This window comes from Orrella sp. 11846 (genome assembly GCF_048820935.1).
Classification (GTDB): domain Bacteria; phylum Pseudomonadota; class Gammaproteobacteria; order Burkholderiales; family Burkholderiaceae_B; genus Algicoccus.
In genome coordinates, this window is the sequence record NZ_JBMERD010000001.1 from 300,075 (window position 1) to 322,914 (window position 22,840).

Sequence of the window (22,840 nt, forward strand, 5' to 3'; positions counted from 1 at the left end):
TTAGAGAAACTCGCCAATTTTCCCGCAGTTCAGCGCAAACATTGGGCAACATTCACCGATTGTCACGTGAGCTGCGGTTGAAAGATAAGCGCCGAGTGAGTGGAACAATTCGCCCACCGGTATATCTCGGCATGATCTTTTCCGACGATTCAGATCACCTGCTACCACCTGGCCGAATACCCTACCTCCGGCCAGTATCTTTATCCCCACCAGCCCGTTGTGAATGTGAGTGAAGTATTGCCGAAACTCGAGCTATTTCCCGCAGTTTCAGGTGAGTATTGGTCAGCATTCAACGTGTTTCACGTGAGCATGCGGTGAAACATGAGCGCCGAGGGAGTGGAACAATTCGCCCGTCGGTGTATCTGGCCATGATCTTTTCAGGCCATACAGACCACCTGCCATCACCTGACTGAACGCCCTACCTACGACGAGTATCTTTTATCCCCGTCGGTCCATTGGGAGTATGAGTGAAGTGTCGCCGATGTTCGCGCAGTTTCCCGCAGTTCTGCGCAAACATTGGGCAACATTCACCGATTGTCACGTGAGCTGCGGTTGAAAGATAAGCGCCGAGTGAGTGGAATAGTTCTGCCGACGGTGTATCTGCCCATAATCATTCCGGGCGGTACGAACCACGTGCCATCACCTGGTCGAACACCCTACCTACAACCAGTATATTTTCCCGACGGCACATCCAAGCGGTCAACTTTATCCCGTTCAAAAACCGGTCAATACAACTCAAAATAATTAAGGTAGCAAGGTTCATAAAAGAGTTTTAATCCCGTTCGTAAAGCCCGGTCAGTACCGCATGTCCGAGTTTATCTTACAATCACCACAGAAAACAGGCACGCCCACGGTGAATTGATTCTACCGACGCTGTATCTAGGCATAATCTTTTCTGATGATCCAGATCACCAATCATCACTTGGTCGAATCCCTTACCGCCGGCGAGTATCTTTTGCGCCGTCGGCCTGTTGTGAGTGTGAGTGAAGTGCCGCCGAGACTCGCGCAGTTTCCCGCAGTTCTGCGTGAGTATTGGCCGGCACTCACCGAGTTTCACATGAGTATCCGGTGAAAGTTGAGCATCAAATGAGTGGAATAATTCTGCCGCCGGTGTATCTGACGATGATCTTTTCGGACGATACAGGTCACCTGCCATCACTATCGCCTTCAAAATCCAATGGATGTAACTGAAGTTTAAAACTTAAACTTCAAAACACCTTAATCTTGTTCGTAAAAACTGGCAATGTAATGTCCTAAGGTTTATATTATAAACACTAAGAAAATAAGGATATCTGAAGCGAATCAGCTTTAGCAGCGATAGATCAGGCGATGATATTTTGAAAAATTCTATAATGCCCAGTAATTAATTCGATCAGAGCAACCTAGTTGGAGTCACACTACAAAGACACTACTGAACGTCAATCTCTTTTGAGAGAGTTACCCGATGTATCAAAACAGATTAAAAATCTGAGTATGTCTTTGCAATAATTTCAAAAAATCGAGCGTGGGTTGTTTATTTTTCTGGTGAACAAATTTGAAAACGAAAAGAAAAACGCAAAAGGTGAATGAAATGATGACAAATGAGCAAGTCAGAGAGCATCTGAACATCGTGAACGCAGAACTTGAACGTATCAAGCAAATGGCAGCAGCAAACAAAAATGACAAAACAATGCTCAGTCAAATTCTTAACCCAATTGAAGCACTAGAAAAGCACTACAAACTTCCCTTTGATCTATACCCATATCAAATGGAAAATCTTGAGTTTTACACCAATAATCGCAAGGCTGGCATGTTTTGGGAGCCGGGCACAGGTAAGACCGCACAAGCTGTTGCTTCAGCCCTAATCTGGCTCGGTGAGCGAGAATACGACAAGGTGGTGGTGATTATGCCCCCAATCCTGATCGACCAATGGAGAGTGTTTTTAGAGTCGGTAGAAGGGATTGAACCTGAAGATATTTTGATGTATCGAGGAACAGTTAAACAACGTGAGAATTTGAAGCTAGGCAAACACAAATTTACCTTAGTAAGTTCAGCAATCTTCAGAATCGAAAACGAAAAATTCAACGCCGCTTTCGATTCAAATACTTATGTGATTCGGGATGAAGCTCATGACATTAAGAATATGCAAACGCAGAACTTCAAGAAGTTTAAAGCCTTTGTTGCGGACAAAGCTGTGAACCTTTTAACAGGTACACCTTTGTCCGACCCCGAAGATGCTTATGCTTACATGAATTTATTAGCGCCAGAAATTTACAGAACCAAGTCCAGATTTATGAACGTTCACGCAGGACGCAGAGACTTTTTTAATAAGGTTTTGGAATGGGATAATTTGGATATGCTTAGAGACAATATGGGTATGGTTTCAACTCGGGTTTTGTTCAAGGACGTACACGATATTAAGGAAGTGTTCACACCAATTCCTTACACCTTGAATAATAAACACTGGGAACTATATCGTCGAGTAGCAGAAGATGAACTCTTGAGAATTGATGAATCCAAAATTGATGCAACTTCGACTCAGGCTTTGTACCACACGTTGCAGCAGATTATTTGTAATTTTGAATACTTTGGAAATGGTAAGTCCACATGCTTTGATGTGATTGATCAAGTCTTAGATGAAATCAATGGGCGCAAACTCGTGATTTTCGGGTATTATCGTCGAACCAACGAAGCACTGCTAGAGCATTTAAAGAAGTACAACGCCGTTGCCGCTTATGGGGCGCAAACACCTGTGCAGAACAGAACTGCGGCTGAAACTTTCCAGAAAGACCCTGATTGCCGTATTATGATTGTTCAGCCATCATCAGGGGGTGTAGGACTTGATGGTTTACAAACCGTCTGTCATGACGGACTCTTTCTTGAATTTCCTTCCATGCGGGAATTCAAACAAGCTTATGCGAGATTACTAAGAACCGGTCAGAAAAACGTGGTTAATATTCGGATTGCTTATGCGCTGGGAACCTTACAGGTGACTCAGTTTGCTAACCTGATGCACAAGGATAGGGTTGTTAATCTAGTAGTACGCAGCAAGGAGGACTTACGTAAGGCTATTTTTGGTGAACTACTGGATACCGCAAAAAGCAAATCCGAATAAGATTCTTAATTCAGAAATTAAAGTTTGTTTGAAAAGCTTTACAACTACAGTAAATCCACACTGACCTTTTCTAGCAACACAGACCATCTGCCACTATCTGGCTAGATCCCCTATCGCCACCGAGTATCTTTTGGCCTGCGACGGTCACTACGAATGTGAGTGGAGTATGACCGAAACTCGATCTATTTCCCGCAGTTTCAGGTGAATGTTGGCCAGCGGTCATCGATTTTCACTTGAGTTCCGGTCGAAGGTTGAGCGCGGAGGGAGTGGAACTATTCTGCCGCCGGTGTATCTGGCGTTGATCTTTTCCGGCCATACAGACCACCTGCCTTCACCTGGTTGAATCTGCAACCACCGGCGAGTATCTTTTGCCGCCGACGGCAAGCCCAACCAGCCACCCAATCCCGTTCGTGAAATCCGGTCAATACAACACCGCACATGGTGGGGAAATCCTTCCCCAATTTCACCCAATCCCGTTCGTGAAATCCGGTCAATACAACACCGCACATGGTGGGGAAATCCTTCCCCAATTTCACCCAATCCCGTTCGTGAAATCCGGTCAATACAACTCTATCCTCTGAGACCCGCATCCTGTAAGGCTTTGCAGGGCCATTATCGGCGCTGATGGCCGTTTGTGCAACATTGCACTGCAACATAGGTGCGATTTTGGCATTTTTCCCTTTAAAATCAATGAGCGGCGCTCTTGCTGTATCTTTATCCAGTGTTTTTGCCAATTTCGGTATGAAATATCCCTTCCGAGTTGGCCGCTGGCCACCGACCAATGATACCCGAGGGTTGAGAATTGAGTGCAGTGCCGCCAAAACTCGAGCTATTTCCCGCAGTCCCAGGTGAGTATTGACCAGCATTCACTGATTTTCACATGAGTATGGGTTGAAAGATGAGCACCGAGTGAGTGGAATGATTCTGCCGGCGGTGTATCTGACGATGATCTTTTCCGGCCATACAGATCACCTGCTACCACTTGGTCGAACAGCCTATCTACGACGAGTATCTTTATTCCCGCCAGTCCGCTGCGAATGTGAGTGAAGTATTGCCGAAACTCGAGCTATTCCCCGCAGTTTTAGGTGAATATTGACCAGCACTCATCAACTTTCGCGTGAGTTTCGGTTGAAAGATGAGTGCCTAGTGAGTGGAACTATTCAACCGTTGGTGTATCTGGCGATGATCTTTTCTGAAGGTCCAGACCACCGGCAACCACCTGGCCGAACACCCTATCTACAACCAGTATATTTTCCCGACGGCAAATCCAAGCAGTCAACCCTATCCCGTTCAAAATCCGGTCAGTACAACAATAAGCATTTACTAAAATAAATAACGCGCTTAAGTCTTAATCCCGTTCGTACTATCCGGTCAATACAGCTCCATCATTCATGATGATACTTGCCCATGAGATGTCTTAATCCCGTTCATACAACCCGGTCAGTACTACGCCCCTGAGTTTATAGAAAAACGAGTACAGCCGCAACGTAATAGCTATGCCGCCGGTGTCGACGTTGATACTTTTTCCGATTGACACCGACCGGTACCCACTACAGAACTAAACCTTAGACACCGGCAAGAACCCTTGGCAAACACCGGCGCTGTTTATGGCCATGAATGTGAGTGAAGTGTTGCCGATTTCCAAGTATTTCCCCGCAGTACCAGGTGAGTATTGACCAGTGCTCACCGAGTTTCACGCGAGTGCTTGGTGAAAGTTGAGTGCGGTGAAGTGGATCAATCCCACCGCTGGCTTATCTGCGGTAGCCATTTTTGACCACACAAACCAGCTCACATGTCCGACTTACGCCCCCCACCCTCGGCATGTATCTGTGTCCCTCAATGACCTTCATCGACCTCGGCAGATATGCGCATCAACACCCCGCAAAGCCAATGCCCTATTCGTTTTGACGTGTTTGGGCAGTCACTCGATTTCATTCAACGCAGAAAGTGTTTATCTGTCGCATTGGTAACCGGTCTTGGGTATAAATTTCATCTTTTTACAAAACCGTCTTTTACTTTAAAATCAATAGGTTATGCCGGTGCCAATGAGCGCAATTTTGGTTATCTCGCGAAAGAAAGAGAGGCGAAAGAGGTTCAAACTCTCGACACCGGCATAAATAATAAATTTGTCGACACCGGCGCAAACCTGTAAAGGCCGCATACACTGGGTCTTACGGGGGTAGTGAAAATGGAAAGGGCACAGCATTTTTTAGGGCTGGTGGAGCCGGGGAGGATCGAACTCCCGGCCTCGTCGTTGCGAACGACGCGCTCTCCCAACTGAGCTACGACCCCACAGTGAAGAACGCAATTCTAGACGAATTAATATGAAATTGCAGCAAAATTTTTTTCAGTTATTAGCTGAACCTGTAATTGGATTCAGATCAGCATCTGGAATGTAACATTCTTGGTGTTCATGATCATTGATACTTGGTATCAAGCACGCTCTGTCGCCAGCTCCATACCAACTGGGAAGATATAGTCATACGCCCAGTTAAAGCAGAACGCAAAAATCAGATAGAAAGCAACAATGTACAAATCCATGATGAACGTATCCCACAGACTCATATTCAGGTACCAGGCGATTGGCGGCAAAAGCCACACCATCAAACCTGCTTCAAACAAAATGGCATGTGCGACTCGCATACGGACGGTTTTGACCGTACTGCCTAATTTGTAGAGCATCACCTTGTCGAACCCAAGGTTGTAAACAAAGTTCCACAAAGTCGCAATCATCGCGGACATGACGCCTACGACACCCATGTCACTCGGTGTCTGACCGAGTGCAAAAGCAAACAGCGGAATAAAAATAGCGAGACCTACGATCTCAAACAGCAAAGCGTGCCGGACACGATCCCAAGCACTGCGCATAAAAACAACTCCATCTATCTAATTGAACGCTGATTGGATGGTGACTCACAACAAAACTTCTCACTGTGCATCACGGATACACCTCAAGCCACCACCCTAACCTATTCGTCTGAAACTGTTGAGCTAATTTCAGGCGAGCTTAAAAACCTCAGGTTTTCTGCGATTAAGGTAACAATCATATCGCACACAGGCATATTTCGACTAATACCAAAGTCAAACGTATTGCTGCCAGCCAACATTCAGGTATGCGGCTCAGCGCTGAACTCAGGCATTCAGCTCAGATGCGCCGCTCAGATATTCAGCGCCAATGTTCAACCCAGATGTCCACACATCTCTGTGCACATTCGATGCAGATCTGTATTAGTTCAACTTTGCATGTGTGCCACTTTTACTTGACCCATGCTGACATGGTTGTATGGCATTAGTTGTGCAACGCTGACCGTACGACATTGAGTGATACGGCATTGGGTGGTACGGTATTTAGTTGCACGACATTTGGCTGAGTCTCAAGCCAGAGGCTGTTCAAAATCTTGCAGCAAATGCTGAATCTTGTCATCAATCTCATCTGCCTGCTTGCGATATCGTTGTTGCTTTTCTCGTGTGTTTTTGATGATAATCCACAGATCATCACACTCTTTCATTCGGTTCTTCTCTTTCAATAGATTCGCATTTTCGACCATTTTGGGAATGGCGTTTTCCATATAAGCGATCTCAGAAGCCAGATAGTTCAAACGTGCCGTAAAGGCTGTGAGCTGATTAGAAGCGTTTTGTTGGGCAATTTGTAGGGTGAGTGCTTTGGCCTGCAAGGTCTGCGCATCTGTGGAGGTTTTGAGCTCACTGCCTTGAAAGAAAATAGCCACCAATCCTAGGACGATTGCAATCGAGCTAAACAACCCATCAAGCGTGCCCATGGCTTCACCGAGCAGTGCAAAGCTGGCTGGTTGTTCAAGCTTTGACATAAAAGCAGGCAACACATCCTGTGAAACCGCCCCTGAAAACACAGCAATGGCTGCAAGCCACAGCGCCACAAACGCAATCAAGACGACAATCACATAGGTTTTGATGGACTTCATTGTGTAATTCCTCTTTCTTTTCTTCAGATATTTTTAATTTGATTCTTAGCGTCAACCGCTAACTCGCAGACCAATAACGTTCAAGCTAAGACATCCAGAGCGAACCAGCGCCCTTCTCCTTTTGTGAGATCAGATTCAGTGATCTGTGAATATTGCTGGGCTACAAAATCAGGCCAAGACTATAGGCCGAAGTCTGTCGAAAAACCTGTGCTTCCATCAATCCCATACGTTCTCTTGGGTTAGGTCGTAATGCATTGGATTGGGTTGGCGGGCTGGGTTGATTTGAATTAAACCGGACATTTCTATTTAGTCTTAACGGCTTGCGCTATCTGGACGTTTAGAAATACTCAGACGATCCCAGCAATTCTTAGGGAAATGATTGACATTAATCGCTGGCCTCACTACCTTAGAGATTCGGGACACAAGGCACGATCGCCTTTTATCAGTTCAATCGAACAGGTCAATTTGGGTCATTCAATTAAGTTGCTCACTTGGCTTGATCTCAGTTGATTTGATCTTGGTTGACATGATGAATGAAGCGATCAACAAAATGCATCCGTCCTGCATTCATTAAAACGCACTTACAGCACGTCGTTTTAATGCGGATTCACACCCGAATCCGATTCAATCCACCCAATCAAGGAGACACCTATGGGACTGAAGGATCTAAAACAATTCGGTATCAACATCGACTTCCCTTTCAAAAAACGCTACGACAACTACATTGGCGGCAAGTGGGTTGCCCCAGTCAGTGGCGAGTATTTTGAGAATGTCTCTCCGATTACTGGAGAGGTCTTTAGTGAAGCAGCTCGATCCAATGCTGATGACGTCAATCTTGCACTCGATGCTGCTCATGCCATCCAAGCGCAATGGGGCAGCACACCCGCTGCAGAACGCTCCAATGTGCTTTTGCGCATTGCCGACCGCATGCAAGCCAATCTTGAATTGCTGGCTGTGGCTGAATCCATCGACAACGGTAAACCACTACGGGAAACCTTAAACGCTGACTTGCCGCTGGCCATTGATCACTTTCGCTACTTTGCCGGTTGCATTCGTGCACAGGAAGGTGCCATTTCGGACATTGACAGCACCACCGTGGCTTATCACTTTAATGAGCCCATCGGTGTGGTTGGGCAGATCATTCCCTGGAACTTCCCACTCTTAATGGCCGCTTGGAAGCTTGCGCCTGCATTGGCAGCTGGTTGCGCCATTGTGATGAAACCCGCTGAGCAAACCCCTGCCTCCATCATGGTGCTCATGGAGGTCATTGGCGATCTATTGCCACCTGGTACCGTCAACATCGTCACAGGCTTTGGTCAAGAAGCCGGTGCTGCTCTGGCATCAAGTACCCGAATCGCAAAAGTCGCGTTTACAGGTTCAACACCTGTCGGTAAGCAAATCCTGCGCAATGCGGCAGACACACTGATTCCAGCCACTGTTGAGCTTGGTGGTAAAAGTCCCAACGTTTTCTTTGCCGACATCATGGATCACGATGACGCCATGCTGAACAAAGCCCTGGAAGGCGCCACGATGTTTGCGCTCAACCAAGGTGAAGTTTGTACCGCTCCCACGCGAATGCTTGTTCAGGAATCGATCTACGATCAATTCATCGAGAAAGTGGTTGCTCGTGTGAAGGCCATTCAAACAGGTCACCCACTGAAGGGTGACACCATGGTTGGTGCGCAAGTCTCTGAGGCTCAGATGAACCGCATTTTGGGTTACATCGATCTGGGTCGTGAAGAAGGTGCAACTTGCCTAACGGGTGGTGAACGAGCACAACTCGGCTCTGGACTGGATGCTGGTTTTTACGTGACACCCACGATTCTGCAAGGTAAGAACGACATGCGGGTCTTCCAGGAAGAAATCTTTGGTCCTGTTTTAGCCGTCACAACCTTTAAGGACGAAGAAGAAGCCATCGCCATTGCTAACGACACGGATTACGGTCTAGGTGCTGGTGTGTGGAGTCGTAACGGATCAATCGCCTATCGAGTTGGCCGCGGTATCAAAGCTGGTCGAGTCTGGACTAACTGCTACCACCTCTACCCTGCGCACGCAGCGTTTGGTGGCTACAAGCAGTCAGGTATCGGACGTGAAACGCACAAGATGGCGCTTGGCAACTACCAGCAGACCAAGTGCATTCTCGTAAGCTACAGTGACGATGCTTTGGGCTTTTTCTGAGTAATTTTTAAGTCAATAACCGAAACCAACTGACGAATCACGTCGTTTGGTTCATTTAGCAAAATGAAGCCACCCTAACCTGCACAGCGCGAGTTACGGTGGCTTTTGATCTTCATGGCGCTGTTGCAACTGAAAACGTCAACGATATTCCCAAACAATTAAAAACAATGACAATTAATTCTAAATATTCAGAAAGTATTTATAAATAGTAATGAGAATCAGTTACAATTAGGAATTGTTCAAATAGTTACCAATCTAGGAGTATTCATTGAAGGGACACAAATATCGCATCACGGTTGATTATGTTGAAGACGTTCGCGGCAATCCCATTGAGGATCAAACGCTGACTTTCATGGCTGCAAACCATGACGAAATACTAAAAATTGTTGAACGTATTCGTCAAAGTGAACAATTTGATGCTGAGGAAGCTGTCTCCTTCGCCATTGGGCTCAAGCTCTTTAGTGAAGTGATGATCAAAAACCGTGATCACGTTTTGTTTACAGAATTTAGACCACATTTCATGGATTTCATGAAACATCTGAAGGCCACTGTCAGTGCGAGTCAGACCGCTGAAAGCGCACAGTCAGCAACGGTTTGATATCGTCAGTTCGGAATAACCTCGAACTCATTGCCCCACTGCTACACGACTAGAATTTGGGGATTTTTTATGCCTGTCTTTTACAAAGTTGTGAATAGCCATTTAAATTGACCCACCTGTGGCCAATAGTTTTGACCCACCTTCTGAGACTCGCATATGTAATTCGGCAACCCAAAATGGTCTCATCTGCTGGTTTTCAACAGGTCGATGCTCAGTGATTCCCTATATAGAATCGATTGAAGCCCTTTACCAATGACATCGTGAGAAAAACTATGAATAAGCCTTTGATCGCATTAATTTTGAGTGTTGGGTTGCTGATGACGGGTCAGGCGGATGCGCAACCAACCTCCAAACGAGCAATCGCAGCCTTTTAACATTACGAAAAAAAGGCACAACAAGGCACGCCACAGGCGCAATTTGAGTTTGGTCTGGTGTTTTCTAACGGCAAAATCGTCCCAAAAGATAATGCCAAAGCGGCGCAGTGGTTTACAAAGGCTGCCCAACAAGGGCATGAGAAAGCGCAATTACATCTAGCCATCCTTTATGGGAACTTCGAATAACCCCTGGTTTTCAAGAAACAGCTTTCGTAACCAATTGATTTCATGAGACCCAATTTTCATAAAATGAGGTTTTTCGAGGTGCCCTTATGAGAACGGCTATGGTGTGGCCCAAGACCATGCCCAAGCGGCCTATTGGTATGAAAAAGCCGCTCAGCAAGGCAATGCGCCCGCCCAAACGTTTCTGGGAATCATGTACGAACAGGGTCGTGGTGGCTTAAAACAAAATTTCGCTTCAGCCAAAAAACTTTATCGCGCGGCCTGTGACCAAGGTCAACAAAATGGCTGTAATTTTCTCCAAAAATTAGAAGCGCGAGGACACTAGATGGCAGATGAGTCGGTTTAAGTGAACTACTCGCAGCTAAAGCAACGAGCTTCCAAAACAACAACAACAACTAGGCTGCTATTTTTTCTTTTTTTGACGCTTCTTTGGATGCGGCTAACATTGCTTTGCGCTTTGTTAGTCTGACGCTTTCCTCCACGCCCAGTATCAGAGAACGGAATTAGAACCCCCCTTCTCTGACAACACCGTTCCAGTGTACTTAAATAACCTGATTACTCTTTTCTTAATTACCATCGATGCGTTGTTATCTGCACTGTTAGCGTATTCAGAGTTATCTGGGTGAGTGTAGCCGCACTGAACGCACTCCTAACTGGTTTAGTTGAGAGCAATCTTAATTTACTAAGCATAATTTTATCAGAATAAAACCCATCAGTTGAAAACCAACTCGCTTGCTTGACTCGCACATGAATGAACGAGATTGCGCAAGCAGTTTGCTCAACGGTGTAGACGATTGCACCGTTTCCACAGAGAACCCCATGGGTGTCGATCGATGTTGATGGGTGATTTATTTTACAGCGCACCAATAATCAATCTTCTATCACAATCCTTGTAACTCAATTTTAGTTCGAAATAACAAGGGTTTATCCCATCATTTTAAAGTCACTTTTTATGTCAAAATCACCATATCAGCAGTTGTTCGTTTTGTGACGCAGCCTGACGTCGGACTGCTGCAAACAACAGCCGGACTTCATCAGTTGCACAGGCAACCGGCTTGATTGGAGAAACTCAATGTTTAAGGTTTTGACACGTGCGTCCGTTCGGTTGGTAGAGCGTTACCTACCTGATCCGTACATATTTGTGCTGTTACTAACCCTGGTTGCTGCGATTGCAGCGATGGCGTTTGAAGGTCGATCCCCGATGGAAGTTGTTGTCATGTGGGGTGATGGTTTTTGGAGTTTGCTGACATTTGCCATGCAGATGCTGCTGGTGTTGATCACTGGGCACATGCTGGCCAACACGCCTCTCGTCAAAGGTTGGCTCAATGCCTTAGCTCGCCAAGCTAAAACGGCTGGCTCAGCTATTTTACTGGTGACATTTGTGTCATTGATTGCGAGCTGGCTGAACTGGGGTTTTGGTTTGGTTGTCGGTGCACTCTTTGCCAAGGCGTTGGCACGTGAGGTTCGTGTTGACTACCGACTACTGGTTGCTAGTGCGTATTCCGGGTTTTTGGTCTGGCACGGCGGTCTGGCTGGTTCCGTACCGCTCACGATTGCCACCGAAGGTCACTTCCAAGCTGAACAAATGGGGGTCATTTCAACATCAGACACGATTTTCTCGATGTTTAATCTGCTGATTGTGTTGGCACTCTTCATCGCGGTTCCGCTCGTCAACCGTCTCATGCTGCCTTCTGAAGAAGAAAGTGTTTACGTCGATCCTAAATTGCTCGAAGAAGACGATGACAAAATCAGTGCTAGTGTCACACGTCCAGCCGATCGACTTGAAACCAGCCGTGTCATTTCCTGGCTCATTGGTGCAGCTGGCCTGGCCTTTATGTGGGACTACTACGTTGTACGTGGCGCGAGTCTCAACCTCAACATCATTAACTTCACCTTCTTGATTCTGGCCATTATTCTTCATGGCACACCAAGACGCTTACTGCGTAGCCTCGATGAAGCCATCAAAGGTGGTGCTGGGATTGTGATCCAGTTCCCTTTCTACGCCGGCATCATGGCTATCATGATCAAATCTGGATTAGCTGCAAGCCTTTCAGAATGGTTTATCTCTTTTGCAACAGCACAAAGTCTGCCCTTCTGGACCTTCCTGAGTGCTGGCTTAGTAAACGTCTTTGTGCCTTCGGGTGGTGGACAGTGGGCTGTGCAAAGTCCTATCGTGATTGCTGCAGTTCAAGGACTGGATGCTGACATGGCACGGGCTGCGATGGCTGTGGCTTGGGGTGATGCTTGGACCAACATGCTGCAACCTTTCTGGGCTTTGCCGATGCTGGCTATTGCTGGTTTGAAAGCAAAAGACATTATGGGTTATTGCCTAATCCAACTCTTTGTGTCTGGGATCCTAATTTCGATTGGGCTCACATGGTTCTAGAACCTTTGCACATACACGGTTCAGCAACCTAGACGAGGACAACCATCCTGAACAATTGTTCTGAGCCGCCACACCAAAGCTCTATCCCAGCCGGGTAATCTGAATTAAAGGGTTGCCCGGTTTTTTACGGCAAATGCGATTCGTACATCGACCTGAGGTGGACCCCTTGAGTCGGAAATGTGTTTCTTCACTGATCGCTTCACGACTGGCAGGTACCCAGAATATTTTTTCGCCTGATGACAAACCAGAAGCCATCCATCCGCTTGTGCTGGATAGACCCAGTGACGTGTTCCATTAATGGTGACTCTTTCACCTTCTTGTTTGATCATCAAATCATCATGATCGATTTGGCTGGTCGCACTCAAGGATGTTTGCCAAGCAACACCAATCACTTTTTCACCAGATGCGATCATTCTGAGTAAATCATCGCGCAATGATGAAGCTTCTAGTGAATTCAACAACAAACTCGCTTGTACTGCGCCAGCCAAGTAAGGCTCAGGCATCGGATTTCGACCAATTTCCTGTGCAATCGCGCAAGCTGCTTCTAAGCCAAGAGATAACCCATCTAGATCTTCAGAAATGAGCGTAGATGTCCATCCAGCATCTGCGATTTCTTGCCACATGCTGCGATCAAAGTTGGGTAATTGATGACGAAATTGACGCATACGTGTCACAGGCGAGCGACTATGCAACAGGCTGCGCGCGCTATCTGAAAAAGCAATGAGCAATTCATCGTTCAAATCTGATTGTTGTTTCACGGGTTTCTCACAAAAATCCAACTGTACGGACTGAGTGTAGACCTTACAAAAAAATGCGGTGAAGCAATTTCAGCAAACCAGAATTACATTTTCAACAAGCCATGGCGACATAACAAAACCAACATTTCTGCTTTGCAAACACTGATCAATCGAAGCTGATCTTTTGTTTTAGACTCGTACTCATTTGAAAAACAAAAAACTTTTAGCAGCACGGATAAAACAAGGAAAGCACAGATGCAGGCACCGCTAGCACACATTCGAGTTTTAGATTTAAGCCGAGTACTTGCAGGTCCATGGGCTAGTCAAATACTTGCTGATCTTGGTGCAGAAGTTATCAAGGTGGAACGCCCTGGATATGGTGATGACACGCGTCTTTGGGGTCCTCCTTTTTTAAAATCTTCAACCGACGACACACAAAAAGACGGTGGCTACTTTATGGCCGCCAATCGCGGAAAAAAATCAATCACTGTTGACTTACAAACTGCCCAAGGACAACAGATTATCCGTCAGCTTGCCGCGGAATCAGATATTGTTCTGGAGAACTATAAAGTTGGCACACTTGAGCGACTTGGGCTTGGCTACAACGACCTGACTAAGGTCAATCCAAAACTTATTTATTGCTCTGTGACTGGATTTGGTCAAACTGGTCCAAGAGCGAAACAGCCCGCTTATGATTTTTTGATTCAAGCCATGGGTGGCTTAATGAGCGTCACTGGTGAAAGAGACGACTCACCTGGCGGCGGCCCGCAAAAAGTGGGTGTCCCTATTATTGATTTAGTCACCGGAGTGTATGCGTCTGCTGCCATGCTCGCGGCGATCGTCAGTCGTTATGAAACTGGAGAAGGTCAATACATTGATCTGGCCATGCTTGATGTCCAAATCGGACTTCTGGCTAATCAGGCCATGAATTACCTTATTTCAGGACAGAACCCAAAGCGTACTGGCACAGCACATCCAAACATTCAACCACAACGAATTTTCAAATGCGCCGATGCCGATATCGTCATTGTGGTTGGTAACGATGGTCAGTTTCGTGCATTTTGTGATGTGATCGGACACCCAGAACTCAAAACAGACGTACGTTTCATGACAAATGGTCAAAGGGTTATCAATCAAGACATACTCAATCCAATTCTGGATAGAGAGCTTGCTAAAAAACCCCGTAGCTATTGGCTGGAGCAATTGTTACTAGCAAACATACCGGCTGGCCCCATCAACACGATTTCTGAAGTTTTTGAAGAACCTCAAGTTCAGCATCGTGAAATGCTTGCGCACTATGAGCACCCTGCTTACGGTCTCGTTCCTCAGGTCCTAAGCCCATTTCGGTTTAATGGCTTACCATCCCAGAACAAGATGCCTCCGCCCATGCTTGGGGAGCATACTGAAAGCATTTTACAAAGTTTGAATTACTCTACAGATCAAATTCAAACATTCAAAAAAAACAATGTCATCTGACTAGATAACCATTCTATAAACGGAGATCAAAACATCATGCAAAATCCCTACACAGCCATCAAAGTCGAAATGATTGGTCATGTTGCCTTAATCAAACTCGCCAATCCTCCGGTCAATGCGCTTAGTAAAGCCATGATGGAAGAACTCACATTTGAGTTAGATCGAATCTCTGAAGATGACAACGTACGTGCGGTTGTTCTGACGGCAGAAGGTCGGGTTTTCTGTGCCGGTGCAGACTTAAAGTCACGCGGTGAAGTTATTAAGGGGCCTGGTGATTTACCCCAACACTCCCGACGAACTCGGGAGTGTTTTCATGCAATCCGGGAATGTGCTAAACCTGTGGTCGTCGCTGTCAATGGCGCTGCTCTGGGTGCTGGTCTGGCGATCATGGCATCTTGCGACATTTTGGTGTGTGCATCCACAGCCGAAGTCGGTTTACCAGAGATCAATGTGGGTCTGCTCGGTGGAGGTCGTCACGCCATGCGTTTATTTGGCCACTCACGAACCCGACACATGATGCTCACAGGGTTGCGTGTCAATGGCGATGAGCTCTATCGCTTAGGCATTGTGGAAGCCAGTGTGCCCGTTGAAGAAGTTGTCGGCACCGCCATGATAATTGCTCAGACCATCGCAGAAAAAAGCCCACTATCCACGCGTCTGGCAAAAAGCACTTTGAATGTCATTGAAGAACTGAGTCTGCGTGACGGCTACCGTTACGAGCAAGACATGACAGCCGCCATTGCTAAAACAGAAGATGCACGTGAAGCACAGACCGCTTTCCTAGAAAAACGACAGCCTGTTTTTAAGGGTCGCTAGGCGATTGCATATTAAATGCGCCTACGAATATGGTTTGAAGTGGTCTTTTTGGCTGCAAATTCAGGAGGTGCTAAACACCAGTCTGTAGTTTGCAGTCGACCAATCTCTTGTCTCCGTTCAGATCGCAAACCATCACACCGAAGGATCAGTTTAGCGAGACCACAGCTTTATTCGAGGCGCCCTTGGGTCCAGTACTTAAGTAGCTGGGTAAATGCTTCACGAACTCCTCCCATCAGGTATTTCATGAAACAGAATAGCGGCCTCATGCGACATAAGCTGTCGTATGTATTTTGGGTGGATTTTCAAATGAATGAAGCGAATCCCGAAGATGCCAACAATCGGTTCAGTGGATGCAAAGTATCTCTAATGGAGATTTGATCAACAAAATAATACTAAAAATATATTTAGCATATAGAATAACAGATGCAACATTCAATCACTATTCAGTCGTCAAAATAACGTATCTGTTGGTTTGAAGTAACGATTATCGAGTCGATAAAAGCATCACCCCCACAGCCCGCTATGTATCATTCAGCATGCGTTGCCTTGTAACCTGTTGATGCATATAACGTTTCCCGAAAAGTATGCATTGCTGGCGTCCAGAATGTATTTTTTCGATATACAAGACCAATATCTCGTTGAATATTTAGCTCTGGAATTTTTAAGGCTGTCAGTGATGACGGTAATGTTGAATTCCAACCACCAGGCACATAAAGAATGTAGTCCGTGTTGGCCACAATATTCAAGACGGCAGGACCAGCGTGATTGATTTCCAAATGCGCTTTCGGCATGACTAATCCAGCCCGATGAAAAGTCGCTTCAAACCATTTATAGGCATGCGCATTCGGTTTCGGCAAAATCCAGCGACAGTTGTGCAACGCTTGTAAAGAGATTAAAGAGTGCGAAAGAATTGGATGTCCTACCCGTACAATCGCTGAAACATTATCACTCCCCAGCACATCCACCTGAAGATAAGGTGGCAATTCAGTTCTAACCGGGACAATTGCCATATCCAAGTGTCCAGACTCTAAGCTCGCCAACAAAAAATCAGCTGCATCCAGATCAAACTGAAAGCGAATCAGTGGTGCAACATTCTCTATTTGTATCAACGCACTTGAAACAATCGCATCAAAAGCAGGTCGAGTGACTCCGATTTTAAGTAGGCCAGTTTTCCCTTCCCGACAACTCACTGCATAGCGCATCACTTCGTCATGCTCACGAACAACTCGTTGTGCGTGACGACGGAATTCAGATCCAGCACCCGTCAAGACAACGCCACCACTTGTACGCAGAAACAATTCCTGATTCAAGGTGGATTCAAGACGTACCAGCGACTTAGAAATCGCTGGTTGGGTGACATGGCATTGTCTGGCTGCTTGACTTAGAGATCCGATTTCAGCAACAGATAAAAAATAGCTTAAATCTCGAATAGTAATAGTCATAACTATTTTTCATGGGTCAGGCAAAAATTATTCAATTGCTCTAATGATAGCTGCTCAGTAGACTGGATACACAACAAATAAGTTGGGAAGACAAAAATGACGACAAAGATCACAGAACTTAACATAGATGAACTCAGGTCACTTCTTGGTGGCGACCAAGAACTTGCGCTGTTAGATGTTCGAGAAAACGGCATCTATTCACGAGGTCATCTGTTTTGGGCTATATCGGCACCCTTGTCACAGCTAGAGATGCGACTAGGTGTTCTAGTACCCAGAAAAACTGTTCGTGTCGTTTTGATTGACGAAGGTGAGGCATCGTCAGAGGCACAATTAGCAGCTCAAAAAATGAGCAAATGGGGATATACCGATGTGCATATTCTGAAAGGCGGTATGAAAGCTTGGGCAGAAGCTGGATTAGCCATATTTTCAGGTGTATTTGTACCCAGCAAAGCTTTTGGGGAATATGTAGAACAGACTTGCCACACGCCAACGGTTGACTCACAAACGTTATCCCAATGGCTTTCCGAAAAACGTGATGTGGTTATTTTGGACAGCCGACCCTATGAAGAGTATCAACGTTATGCCATGCCTGGCGGAATCTGTTGTCCTGGGGCTGAATTGCCATACCGAGTTTTTGAAAACGTTAAAAATTCGCAGACAACCATTGTCATCAATTGTGCTGGCAGAACACGTGGCATCATTGGCACTCAATCATTGGTCAATACCGAAATTCCCAACCCCATTTTCTATCTAGATAATGGAACCGCAGGCTGGTACTTATCAGGTCGACAAATGGTCGCAGGACAAACTCAGTTTGCCTCACCACCTAGTCTAGAAAGTCTTAAAAAATCTAATGATGCAGCCCTACGAATTGCCAATCAATACAACATCAAAAAGATTGATGGAACAACACTGCAAGAATTTCTGGCGGACGATCAAAAAACCTTATTCCTGCTCGATGTCAGGCAATCGTATGAATATGAGGCAGGTCATATTAAAGGTTCAAGGAACGCCCCAGGTGGTCAGCTCATTCAATCAACCGATTTTTATGTTGGCGTTAAAAATGCACGTTTGGTCCTAATCGACGACAACGGAATACGCGCTCGTTTTACAGCCGCATGGTTGCGTCAAATGGGATGGCAAGATCTGAGTGTCTGTCTGTTGGGCGATGCAGCTGAACGCCTTGAACTGGTCGCAGAACCTGAAAAAGCGCCTTTGATCACAAGTCAGCCAACGAATACACCCATGATTGACGCTGCGGAATTAAAAAACTTGCAGAACAATGATGCACCTATCGTTATTTTTGATCTAGCCAATAGTTTGACCTATCGGGATGGACATATCCCAGGCGCTATTTTTGTGATGAGACAACGACTTCAGAAAGAATTAGGTGCGTTGCCAGATCACACCGAACTAATCTTGACTTCTCCCGATGGAGAGCTTGCAAACTGGGCATTTGAAGACCTCACTCCATCTTGGAAAAAACACACTCGAGTTTTGAAAGGTGGCACTCAAGCCTGGATCGCCAGTGGTCAGACTTTACACGCTAATCGTGACAGCATTCCTGAGCCTTGTGACGATGTCTATTACGGTCCCTATCAGGTCAGTGATCGAATCCAGGGCATGCGTGATTACCTGAAGTGGGAAATTGACTTGTTTGAAGATATTCGTCACGAAGAACACATTCAATTCAATTGTAGGCCAGAGGAATAAAACACAAATCACGATCTTTAAAAACCAATCAAGACATTCGATTCATTTTCATCTCATGAATCACCACCAACAAACTCTCTAAAAAAGCATCAAAAGCAAATGAGAAACAAATAATACATATAAAACAGGAGAAACTACGATGTCCTCAATGAAACTCAACCGCGTCGGTTTCACGCGCACCGCCCAAAGCGTCGCCTTCAGTGTTTTATTACTTTGTACGCAATCTGTTTTGGCTGACAACAGCAAAGATGCTATCGGACAATATCCGGAAAAACCCATTAAATTCATCGTGCCAATTGCAGCGGGTGGGAGCATAGATACGATTACACGCTCTGTTGCAGATAAGCTTCGCGAAAAATGGAACAATCCCGTGACAGTCGAGAACATGCCTGGCGGCAGCGGATTGATTGGAATGGCTCGTTTCCTAAAATCTGATCCAGATGGTTACACTTTTCTCGCGCATGGTGATACGGTTGTGCTCAATCCTCTGCTTCGAAAAAATGCTGATTACGTTCTGGAAGACTTAGTTGGCGTCAATCGATTTACGGTAACTCCACAGGTTCTTGTCGTGAATCCAGACTTCGCACCCAGGACACTCAAGGAGTATGTGGAATACGCCAAAGAGAATCCATCAAAAATTCGACTAGCACTCCCTGTACAAGCAGGGATCGGGCATTTAGCTCACGCTAAATTAGAAACAGAAGCAGGTATACAGGTGACACACGTTCCATACAAAGGTGGTGCGCCAGCCGCGGTGGATGCCCTCGGCGGGCATGTAGACGCACTCATCATTACCCTGCCAGCTATTTCTGAACATATTAAAAGCGGAAAGCTAATTCCATTAGCTGTTTCAACTCCTGAGCGTTCATCGTCATTCCAGGACATTCCAACCATGGCTGAATCGGGTTATCCAAAAGCAGTCACTGAAAGCTGGGCTGGGTTATTTGCCGCAAAAGATGCACCCATACTGATCGTTGAAAAGCTTCATGCAGATATTACTGAGATCATGAATGATCCAGATCTGGTTAAGAAGGCCGAATCTCTAGGGTTTACCGTTTCACCCATGAGTTCACTGGAGAATTTCAATAAGTGGCTACAAAGCGAAAGAGAGAAACATAAAGAAACGATTGAAAACGCTAAAATTCAAATCAATTAACTAAACTTCACTACACCCATACTAGAGTCTCGAAAAATATTGATTGAGAGGCCTGCATGGGCAAAAGTTTGTGTAAACCTTACCTAATTCTCTGAGCGCAACCTATTGTTTATTTTCCAATTCACTGGTATAGTGAGCGTGCATCAAGAGTTCAAGCATTTCAAATGAATGTTTGATACCAACCTGCCTCCAAGCAAGGTGGTCTGACGATGGGGTCTTTAATGGCAACAACTTGGAAACGCAGACCCGCTTGTTGCGGGTTTTTTTATGGGCGCTTTTCACCGAATTGCTCGCCCGGCATTTTGCCAAACAGCTAAAGAGGAAAAATCATGGCTTACCAATTCACACTCGACCATAGTGTATACACAGGTCACACGGTCCCCGGCTCATCTTGGATGCGGATTTTTGACCACAACATCAATGACTATATTGGCACCTACATTCCGCTAACCTACCAAACTAGGGATGGAAACGCTAAAGGCGTCTGGAAAGATATTGTTTCGGTCTCCTATTTGGAGACACTCACAAAACTGCAGTCTCAGGTCATCGATGCCTGCGAACGACGATATATCCATTTTCAGACACCCAAATGTCAAAATTACAATCTAGGCTCAACTTAATCCGCCAAGGTAAGGCGCGAAAGGTTCATCCTAGTCACAGCGATCACCGATAGTGCCACTCACTGGTTATGTGTGGTCGCACCAACTATTTTCGGCAGGCAACATGTACAAAATTGGATTACAACGGATGCTCGTGGTACTCGGTTTATTGGTTGCACCATTTGCCTGTGCAGAAGCCTTGTTGGTGCAGTTCAATGACCTGTCGAGCGACAAAGGTGTGATTCGTTGTGGCTTATTTCAGGATGAAGCGAATTGGCGCAAAGAGGATCAAGCCATCCGTGGAGTGATTGCCACCATCCATCAAGGTAGAGCAATTTGTGATTTTGGTGACGTACCGGCAGGTGTCTATGCCGTTGCCGCCTATCACGCTGAGAATATTGAAGATCGTTTGCGGTTTGGTTTTCTGGGCCGCCCCAAACAAGCTGTCGGATTTTCCATGAATCCATCTAGGCTGTTTGGGGCGCCCAGTTTTGACGCGGCGATGTTCAAGATGGGTCAAGAGCCGCGTGTCTTGGTGATCGAGTTAGATTGAAACGGTTCAACGACTCGAATACGCACTGGCTCCTGCAAATTTCTGACAAGTCCTGTTGATGCTGATGGCTTGTACTTACGGCATATCGGTGACTGAGATCAACTTTGTGTGTGACAAGCAGTGAGCAGAAATCTTGTACAGGAACACGAAGTATCCAAGACCCAAGGTCACAAGGCTAATCAGAACCCACAACAGCACATTGCCAATGATGCTAGCCAAATCGATGGTACAAATCAATTGTCCAACCCGCTGCCCCTGCGCATTAAACGCAAACGTTCTACCAATGGTATAGCGCTGCATATAGTAAGGAAACACAAACATCGCCAATCCAAATGTGACGATCGACAGTAAAAGCCAAATGATTAGGTGACCAATCACCTCCAGCACACCCAGCTCGGATTTGAACTGCAAGTTTTGAAAATCCGGATGGGTACTAAGCGCTTGTTGCATAACTTTTAACCTCTTGGCTTTTTAGAAAAGTCGTAGTTTAACTTTAATTAAAAACTCACTCATCACACCAATCCATCTGTGCCACCGAGGACAGATTTCAAAAAATCGAGTGTCAAGCGCGACTGTTCGACAAAATACTCATCGAAGCGTATAGACTGAGCAACATGCAGTCGCATGAATGACTGCACCAAACGACTGCACCAAACGACTGCACCAAACGACTGCAATAAAATGCCTCATATAGGATCCACGTGATGAAAAAACTTTTCTTGTTAAGCACTTTATCCATGGCACTGGTGGGCACCCAGGCTGTAGCCAGTGAAATCATTCACGACAAATTTAATTCCGACATTCTTGGGCGTGACATCTCCATGTATGTCTATCTGCCCGATGGCTATAACGAAGCCACGGAACCCTATCCTGTCATCTATATGCTTCATGGTGCAAACTCCGATGAGTCCTCGTGGGTCGAGCGTGGCGGCATTAAAGTGACTGCAGACAATCAGATTCTGCGCGGTGAAGTGCGTCCTTCCGTGATTGTGATGCCCACGACAGGCCCTTCCACCTGGTATGCCGATGCCAATGCGGATAAAGCCGAAACCGCCATTTTGGAAGAATTGCTGCCATACGTTGAAAAGAACTACAAAACCCGAACCGACCGTGCAGGCCGTTCGGTGGCTGGGCTCTCTATGGGGGGTTATGGTGCATTGAACCTAAGCCTATCTCATCCGGAACTCTTTTGTGCTGCAGGTATTTTTAGTCCCGCTATTTACGTCCCGCTTCCCCCAGAAACTTCAGCGGCGCGCTCCACGCCACAGTTTGTCGACTCATCCGGTGCTTTTGATGAAAAAACTTGGCGTGATACGTTGTATACCTCCAGACTCGACGGTTATCGCCAAAATGGCACAGTCGTACCCATGTGGATTGAATCGGGTGACCATGATCCTTTAGGCATTGTGGTTGCCGCAGCCAATCTTTACTGGAACATTAACCAGACCCAGCCAGATGCGGTTGAATATCGTGTTGTAGACGGTGGTCATGACTGGATGGTGTTTCGCGACTCTTCCATTCGTGCCTTGCCATGGATGAGTAATCGTTGCGTACAACTTGATCAGAAAAAATAAGGTTTGATCAAATGATTTAA

General features: G+C 46.0%; 17 protein-coding genes, 1 tRNA gene, 2 pseudogenes and 1 riboswitch. Of the genes and pseudogenes, 13 read left to right on the top strand and 7 right to left on the bottom strand.

Going from position 1 to position 22,840, the window contains the following annotated elements:
- Window positions 1-1,570 precede the first annotated feature (1,570 nt).
- Window positions 1,571-3,094 (top strand): SNF2-related protein, encoded by a 1,524-nt coding sequence (locus ACOI06_RS01435; RefSeq protein WP_420660668.1) that lies wholly within the window; start codon window positions 1,571-1,573, stop codon window positions 3,092-3,094.
- Window positions 3,095-3,366: 272 nt separating this feature from the next.
- Here the strand turns inward: ACOI06_RS01435 and ACOI06_RS01440 are convergent, their stop codons facing one another.
- A complete protein-coding gene (locus ACOI06_RS01440; RefSeq protein ID WP_420660670.1) occupies window positions 3,367-3,828 on the bottom strand; it encodes a hypothetical protein in 462 nt (153 codons plus the stop codon).
- Window positions 3,829-4,958: 1,130 nt separating this feature from the next.
- Here ACOI06_RS01440 and ACOI06_RS01445 point away from each other — a divergent pair.
- On the top strand, window positions 4,959-5,246 hold the full coding sequence (locus ACOI06_RS01445) for a hypothetical protein (RefSeq protein ID WP_420660671.1): 288 nt from the start codon (window positions 4,959-4,961) through the stop codon (window positions 5,244-5,246).
- A gap of 64 nt (window positions 5,247-5,310) precedes the next feature.
- On the opposite strand, the gene ACOI06_RS01450 is transcribed toward ACOI06_RS01445, so the two are convergent.
- From ACOI06_RS01450 to ACOI06_RS01460, 3 genes are all read right to left on the bottom strand, one after another.
- Window positions 5,311-5,386: transfer RNA gene (locus ACOI06_RS01450), tRNA-Ala, on the bottom strand.
- Window positions 5,387-5,527: 141 nt separating this feature from the next.
- Window positions 5,528-5,962, bottom strand: a complete 435-nt coding sequence (locus ACOI06_RS01455; RefSeq protein ID WP_420660672.1) for a PACE efflux transporter — start codon at window positions 5,960-5,962, stop codon at window positions 5,528-5,530.
- 506 nt (window positions 5,963-6,468) lie between these two features.
- Window positions 6,469-7,035 (bottom strand): hypothetical protein, encoded by a 567-nt coding sequence (locus ACOI06_RS01460; RefSeq protein ID WP_420660674.1) that lies wholly within the window; start codon window positions 7,033-7,035, stop codon window positions 6,469-6,471.
- Between the two features lie 651 nt (window positions 7,036-7,686).
- On the opposite strand from ACOI06_RS01460, the gene ACOI06_RS01465 reads away from it, so the two are divergent.
- From ACOI06_RS01465 to ACOI06_RS01485, 5 genes and pseudogenes are all read left to right on the top strand, one after another.
- The gene (locus ACOI06_RS01465) at window positions 7,687-9,213 is read left to right on the top strand and encodes an aldehyde dehydrogenase family protein (protein ID WP_420660675.1); all 1,527 of its coding nucleotides are present in this window, start codon (window positions 7,687-7,689) and stop codon (window positions 9,211-9,213) included.
- Between the two features lie 268 nt (window positions 9,214-9,481).
- Window positions 9,482-9,811, top strand: coding sequence for a DUF3861 domain-containing protein (locus ACOI06_RS01470; RefSeq protein WP_420660676.1), 330 nt, complete (start codon window positions 9,482-9,484; stop codon window positions 9,809-9,811).
- A 416-nt stretch (window positions 9,812-10,227) separates the two neighbouring features.
- A pseudogene (locus tag ACOI06_RS01475) lies at window positions 10,228-10,371 on the top strand (sel1 repeat family protein); the annotation flags it as partial.
- Window positions 10,372-10,468: 97 nt separating this feature from the next.
- A pseudogene (locus ACOI06_RS01480) lies at window positions 10,469-10,693 on the top strand (tetratricopeptide repeat protein); the annotation flags it as partial.
- A gap of 747 nt (window positions 10,694-11,440) precedes the next feature.
- Entirely contained in the window at window positions 11,441-12,754 is a 1,314-nt protein-coding gene (locus ACOI06_RS01485) for a short-chain fatty acid transporter (protein WP_420660677.1), read from the top strand.
- Between the two features lie 104 nt (window positions 12,755-12,858).
- On the opposite strand, the gene ACOI06_RS01490 is transcribed toward ACOI06_RS01485, so the two are convergent.
- Window positions 12,859-13,512, bottom strand: a complete 654-nt coding sequence (locus tag ACOI06_RS01490; RefSeq protein WP_420660678.1) for an acyl-CoA dehydrogenase family protein — start codon at window positions 13,510-13,512, stop codon at window positions 12,859-12,861.
- 234 nt (window positions 13,513-13,746) lie between these two features.
- On the opposite strand from ACOI06_RS01490, the gene ACOI06_RS01495 reads away from it, so the two are divergent.
- A complete protein-coding gene (locus tag ACOI06_RS01495; RefSeq protein ID WP_420660680.1) occupies window positions 13,747-14,967 on the top strand; it encodes a CaiB/BaiF CoA transferase family protein in 1,221 nt (406 codons plus the stop codon).
- A 36-nt stretch (window positions 14,968-15,003) separates the two neighbouring features.
- Window positions 15,004-15,783 (top strand): enoyl-CoA hydratase/isomerase family protein, encoded by a 780-nt coding sequence (locus ACOI06_RS01500; protein ID WP_420660681.1) that lies wholly within the window; start codon window positions 15,004-15,006, stop codon window positions 15,781-15,783.
- A gap of 527 nt (window positions 15,784-16,310) precedes the next feature.
- Here the strand turns inward: ACOI06_RS01500 and ACOI06_RS01505 are convergent.
- On the bottom strand, window positions 16,311-17,225 hold the full coding sequence (locus tag ACOI06_RS01505; RefSeq protein ID WP_420660683.1) for a LysR family transcriptional regulator: 915 nt from the start codon (window positions 17,223-17,225) through the stop codon (window positions 16,311-16,313).
- A gap of 96 nt (window positions 17,226-17,321) precedes the next feature.
- Between ACOI06_RS01505 and ACOI06_RS01510 the strand changes: the two genes are divergently transcribed.
- The 3 genes from ACOI06_RS01510 to ACOI06_RS01520 all read left to right on the top strand — a co-directional run bounded on the left by ACOI06_RS01510 (window position 17,322) and on the right by ACOI06_RS01520 (window position 21,246).
- Window positions 17,322-18,938, top strand: a complete 1,617-nt coding sequence (locus tag ACOI06_RS01510; protein ID WP_420660684.1) for a rhodanese-like domain-containing protein — start codon at window positions 17,322-17,324, stop codon at window positions 18,936-18,938.
- Between the two features lie 139 nt (window positions 18,939-19,077).
- A complete protein-coding gene (locus ACOI06_RS01515; RefSeq protein WP_420660685.1) occupies window positions 19,078-20,094 on the top strand; it encodes a Bug family tripartite tricarboxylate transporter substrate binding protein in 1,017 nt (338 codons plus the stop codon).
- Window positions 20,095-20,229: 135 nt separating this feature from the next.
- Window positions 20,230-20,336: riboswitch (SAM-I-IV-variant riboswitch) on the top strand.
- 481 nt (window positions 20,337-20,817) lie between these two features.
- Window positions 20,818-21,246, top strand: coding sequence for a DUF2141 domain-containing protein (locus ACOI06_RS01520; RefSeq protein ID WP_420660686.1), 429 nt, complete (start codon window positions 20,818-20,820; stop codon window positions 21,244-21,246).
- A gap of 75 nt (window positions 21,247-21,321) precedes the next feature.
- On the opposite strand, the gene ACOI06_RS01525 is transcribed toward ACOI06_RS01520, so the two are convergent.
- Window positions 21,322-21,696: a DUF6693 family protein gene (locus ACOI06_RS01525; protein WP_420660687.1), complete on the bottom strand. Its 375-nt coding sequence runs from the start codon at window positions 21,694-21,696 to the stop codon at window positions 21,322-21,324.
- Between the two features lie 254 nt (window positions 21,697-21,950).
- Between ACOI06_RS01525 and ACOI06_RS01530 the strand changes: the two genes are divergently transcribed.
- Window positions 21,951-22,820, top strand: coding sequence for an alpha/beta hydrolase (locus ACOI06_RS01530; RefSeq protein ID WP_420660688.1), 870 nt, complete (start codon window positions 21,951-21,953; stop codon window positions 22,818-22,820).
- Window positions 22,821-22,840 lie beyond the last annotated feature (20 nt).